The following is a 4,764-nucleotide window of genomic DNA, read 5'->3' on the forward strand; positions in this document are numbered from 1 at the left end:
TCGTCGCCCTACTCAAGCTACCGGCCGATGTACTTTCAGCCTACTTCAGTGCCGCAGGAGCCGTTTTCGATGCTTTCAAAGAGCGGGATCAGAAGGAGGCGGCTGCTCTTGCGGAGTCTTTGAAACTCGAAGTGGCACGGAAGAAGTATGAGGCATGCATCGTGGCGCTAAAAGCGGCGGGCAAGGACGGTGGAGCGCTGTTCAAAGAACTGAAATGCGACGACACAGCATCCTAGAGGCACAGCCTGGGCGGGTTCACGGACACCGCCGCTCTGCATCATGCAGCCGAGCGACCACGCCTTGCGCGGATCTGACGGTCTGGAACTGGCGATCGATCCCGTCGGTCTCGCTTGATACGGGCCAGACTGGCCGCCACCGAAGTTGCTGCCGATCGTCTTGAAGGGACTAAGTCCGCGATGGTGGCGAGTCGCAATGCGCGTCCGGCGGCTTAGCAACGGCCTGAAAGTAGAACGATCAGCCCGCAGCCGATCTACTCCCAGGCCCAAGCGCGTTCAAACGCAGGGCGCCGATTTTTCGACGAAGCACGCTCGACGTCAGCGTTTCAATGGCTGGCTTGATCAAGGGCGAGTTGAGCGGCACGCTCGATCACCACATCCAGGGCGCTCTTGAAGCCGTCATCGTGATACACGGTCACGCCGAACGTGGACACTTGGTGATAGGTTTCACTGGTGACGAGCTTGACCGGACGCCCATTGATTTTTCCGACAAAGATGCAAATCACGGAGTCGGCGTCCCTGGGTATGTTGGCTTCGTCGATGAAACTCCAGTCCACATGGCTGTCGGTGATTGCGCCAACGATCGCGGAAGTCAGGAGACCCGGTTGGGCCGCCAGAACCCGCGCCGGCCAGAAATCTGCCACTCGAAACTCGTCCACTTCGACCTCGATCGGGCGAGGCAGCGACTTGTCCAGCAAGAGTGCCGCTTGAAACCGATCGAAAGCTCTCGGTGAAAACTTGTTCTCAGCAAAGAAGGCCAATGGAGCCCAGAAGCCGTTCGGCCTGGCGGCCTTCTTCTGCTCCAGGCTCCGGTTGTCCGTGAGACGGATGCCGTCGGCGGCTGTCGCTTCCAGAGCTTTCCGCGCTTTCGACACTTTCGGCGCGGGTTGCGCCGGTGCTGCTGGCACGTCTGTCGTTGCATCAGCCTTCGGGCTGGTGGCGCATGCCGACATCAGAATGGAAAGAAGAAAGACAGAGGCGATGCGCAGCACGATGGATAAGGATCGAAGGGGATGTGAGGGTGGTGGCTCAGACGGATGTCGTAGCCACCCTGGAAGAAAATACTTGGTCACGGATTTTCGGGTCCACCAGTGCACCGAGCGACGCACCAGCGGATCAAACCCCGGCGACCCGAGACATGTGCCACATGCGCGTTGCCTGTGGTTCCGCCGGCAATGGCGCCTGGGCAGGCCACCAGCGCTGTCAAGAACTCAAGCCCCGCTGCCGCGCTGCTTGACGATCTGCCGCGGCGTCTGGCCGAGGAAGCGCTTGAGCGAATGCGTCATGTGAGCCTGGTCGCTGAAGCCCAGTTCGGCTGCGACTTGTGACGGTGTCTGCCCTTGTCGAAGCAGGCGGGCCGCGTCGTGGGCGCGGGCGATCTGCTGGAAGGCCTTGAGGCCGAGGCCCGTGACCTCGGCAAAGTGGCGCTGGATGCTGCGCTCGTCGAGCCGCTGGCGAGCACCTTGCAGCGCCCGCAAGACCACGAGGTCGCGCTCCAGCAGGCCTTTGCGTGCCAAGGCGGCCACGAGGTGCTCGACGTTGTCGAAGCTCGGGATCTCGAAGCGCTCCGAATCGATCCAGAAACTGCGTTCGGCTTCGACCGGACGCGACACACCCTGATTGAAAGTCAAACGCCCCGGCAGGCGGGGCATGTAGACCTCGGGCTTGAAGGCGATCGTCAGCATCTCGTCGCCAGCGTGTCCGTCAACAGCCAGCGGCGCCGCGATCTGGCCCGTCTGAATGACGATCAGCGGGCCGTCGCCGCGACGCAGGAACAGCAGGTCCCACGAACCATCGGGTAAGGCCATCTCGCGGGCATCGGCCGTGTAGCGGGCGCGGCGGACCTTCGCCACCAGGGGCGAGTCCGCCAGCCGCTCTTCCTCAACGATCAGTCCTTCCGTGGGCTCCATCTGTCGACTGCAGACCGCCGAAGAAGCGGCGCAGGTCGTCGATGACGAGGGGGGCGTCCGTTTCGTTGGCGAAGTGGCCGCCGCGCGGCATCTCGGTCCACTGTACCAAGCGGGTATGCGAGCGGGCTACGAACTTCCGTACCGAGCGGAAGTCGTTCGGGAAGACCGCCACCGCCGTCGGCGTGTGGTTCGGCAACTCGCGGTAGCCGGCGCCACTCTGCGCATTGGCCATGTAGAACTCCGCCGCCTGGCCACCGGTGCCCGTGAACCAGTAGAGCGACACGTGCGTCAGGAAGCGGTCTCGGTCCACCTCGGCGGCACGCTCGCCTTCGAAGCCGAAGAACAGCTCGGCGTTCCACGACAGCAACGCGGCCGGCGAATCGACCAGCCCGTAGGCCAGCGTGCCCGGGCGCTTGGACTGGATGTCGACATAACCCGCGTACTTGCGGAAGTAGTCCAGGCTCTTGAACCCCTCCATCTCGAAAGGCGACAGCCCTTCCATCTCGCCGGGCGCGCCGCTGGGGAAAGCGAAGACCTGCTGCATGTGGACGCCGGCCAGGCCTTCGGGCGCGAGGATGCCCAGCTCGCGAGCAATCAGCGCGCCCACGTCGCCGCCTTGCGCACCGTAGCGGGTGTAGCCCAGCCGCTTCATCAGCGTGTCCCAGGCCGCGGCGGTGCGCGCTGCGTCCCAGCCGGCCGCGGCCAACGGCGAAGACAGGCCCATGCCCGGCGCCGAAGGAATCACCACGTCGAAGGCCAGCGAAGCATCGAGGCCGTAGGCACGCGGATCGGTCAGCGGGCCGATCAGGTCCAGGTACTCGGCGGGCGAGCTGGGCCAGCCGTGCGTCAGGATCAGCGGGAAGGCGTTGAGCTCCTTCGACTTCACATGGATGAAGTGGATCGTCTGGCCATCGATCTCGGTCATGAACTGCGGGTGGCGGTTCAGCTTGGCTTCCTGCGCGCGCCAGTCGAAGCCGTCGGCCCAGTAAGCGGCCAGCTCCTGCACCAGCGACAGCGCCTGGCCGTGGCTGAAGTCCTGCACCACCGGCTGCGGCCAGCGCGTGGCGGCGAGGCGGCGGCGCAGGTCCGCGATTTGCTCTTGCGGGATTTCGATCTGGAACGGGCGGATCGTCGTCGTGTTCATCGGGGCTCCTTGCAGTGGTCAGTGGCGATGGCCTCACTGTCCGGCAAAGTCGATTCCCGATCTTGTAGAAAACCGACACCGCGCTCGCAACGTTGAAAGTGGATGCGGCCACGCCCAAGGCATGTTTGCCACCACTGCCTAAAATTCAAGCACGAGGGAAAACAGGGAGAACGACAACATGGAACTGCTATTTCTGGGCACGTCGTCCGGCACGCCCACCAAGACCCGCAACGTCACCGCGCTGGCCTTGATCGAAGACCAAGGCAGCGGGTGGTGCCTGGTCGATTGCGGCGAAGGCACGCAGCACCAACTGCTGCAAACGCACTTGTCGGTGCGCGACCTGCAGGCCATCTTCATCACCCACGTGCATGGCGACCATTGCTACGGTCTGCCAGGCCTGTTGGCCAGCGCCGGCATGAGCGGCCGCCAGGCACCGCTGAAGATCGTCGCGCCCGAAGGCATCGAAGAATGGTTTCGATCGACCCAGGCGCTCACTCAGCTGCACCTGCCGTTCGAGATCGAGTTCGTGCAAACCGAATCGACGCGCGGGCTGCCGGTAGGCCCGTGGGTGGTCGATGCGATCGAGCTGTCGCACCGCGTGCCTTCGTTCGCGTACAGCTTCACCGAGGCGCATGTCGAGCCGGCGCTCGACACAGAGAAGCTGCAGAGCGACGGTGTGCCACAAGGGCCGCTGTGGGGCCGTCTGAAGAAGGGCCAGGATGTGGAACACGAGGGCCGGCTGCTGCGTCACGCCGACTACCTGACGCACCCCTACGCCCCGCGCAAGATCATCGTCGGCGGCGACAACGACCGCCCTGCACTGCTGACCGAAGCGAGCAAGGGCTGCCAGGTGCTGGTGCACGAGGCGACCTACACCGCCGACGTGGCGGCCAMGGTGGGCCCTGGCGTGGGCCACAGCTACGCCGAGCTGGTGGCGGCTTTCGCGCAATCAGTCGGTTTGCCGCACCTTGTGCTGACCCACTTCAGCGCGCGCTACCAAGCGAACGCGGAGCAAGGGCCGTCGATTGAGGATGTCCGTGCCGAGGCGGCGCGTGTCTATCGCGGCCAACTGTTCCTGGCTGAGGACTTTGCGCGGTACCGGCTGGGTCGATCAGGAGAGTTGAGCCAGATCGCGCCCGTGGCGGCCTGACCGGACGAATCACCCTACGTGCACCCAGTCGTCAGCGATGGCGGCCGGGCGCGGCGCCGCACCGGTCTCGAAGAACCGCGCGACACAAGGCCCACCGTTGTGGCCAAACTTGTCATCGAAGCTCTTCCGGTCTGCGTCTTGCGACAGGTCGTAGACCTTGCCGTTCTGGCCGTCGATGACGTGAATCGAACCGTCGTCGGCATGGACGACGTTCATCGCATGGCTGTATGACGGGGTGTCTCTCTGCGGCACGCTGATGATGCCGCGCCTGCCCTGCGCGATCTCGGCCGTGAGCATGTCGGAGAGCTTGTCGTCCTTCCGGAG

At 64.3% G+C, this 4,764-nt stretch carries 6 protein-coding genes; 2 read left to right on the top strand and 4 right to left on the bottom strand.

Annotation, left to right across the window (positions count from 1 at the left end; all coding sequences use genetic code 11):
- Positions 1-236 (top strand): hypothetical protein (locus AC1DYI_RS26760; protein ID WP_477207166.1); only part of this gene is annotated, 236 nt, incomplete at its 5' end.
- A gap of 326 nt (positions 237-562) precedes the next feature.
- Here AC1DYI_RS26760 and AC1DYI_RS26765 read toward each other — a convergent pair.
- The 3 genes from AC1DYI_RS26765 to AC1DYI_RS26775 all read right to left on the bottom strand — a co-directional run bounded on the left by AC1DYI_RS26765 (position 563) and on the right by AC1DYI_RS26775 (position 3,290).
- Entirely contained in the window at positions 563-1,228 is a 666-nt protein-coding gene (locus AC1DYI_RS26765) for a hypothetical protein (protein ID WP_477207167.1), read from the bottom strand.
- 219 nt (positions 1,229-1,447) lie between these two features.
- Positions 1,448-2,146 (bottom strand): helix-turn-helix transcriptional regulator, encoded by a 699-nt coding sequence (locus tag AC1DYI_RS26770; protein ID WP_477207168.1) that lies wholly within the window; start codon positions 2,144-2,146, stop codon positions 1,448-1,450.
- Positions 2,118-3,290: an epoxide hydrolase family protein gene (locus tag AC1DYI_RS26775; protein ID WP_477207169.1), complete on the bottom strand. Its 1,173-nt coding sequence runs from the start codon at positions 3,288-3,290 to the stop codon at positions 2,118-2,120. The genes AC1DYI_RS26770 and AC1DYI_RS26775 overlap by 29 nt, the downstream gene beginning before the upstream one ends.
- Before the next feature lie 178 nt (positions 3,291-3,468).
- Between AC1DYI_RS26775 and AC1DYI_RS26780 the strand changes: the two genes are divergently transcribed.
- Positions 3,469-4,440: a ribonuclease Z gene (locus AC1DYI_RS26780; protein WP_477207170.1), complete on the top strand. Its 972-nt coding sequence runs from the start codon at positions 3,469-3,471 to the stop codon at positions 4,438-4,440.
- 9 nt (positions 4,441-4,449) lie between these two features.
- Here AC1DYI_RS26780 and AC1DYI_RS26785 read toward each other — a convergent pair.
- On the bottom strand, positions 4,450-4,764 hold a 315-nt coding region (locus AC1DYI_RS26785), incomplete at its 5' end, for a hypothetical protein (RefSeq protein ID WP_477207171.1).

The sequence above is a fragment of the Ideonella sp. P3_A4 genome (assembly GCF_056403075.1).

Excerpts from the sequence above, each read along its gene's own strand:
- AC1DYI_RS26770 (WP_477207168.1), bottom strand. The coding sequence starts at position 2,146 with ATGGAGCCCACGGAAGGACTGATCGTTGAGGAAGAGCGGCTGGCGGAC.
- AC1DYI_RS26775 (WP_477207169.1), bottom strand. The coding sequence starts at position 3,290 with ATGAACACGACGACGATCCGCCCGTTCCAGATCGAAATCCCGCAAGAG.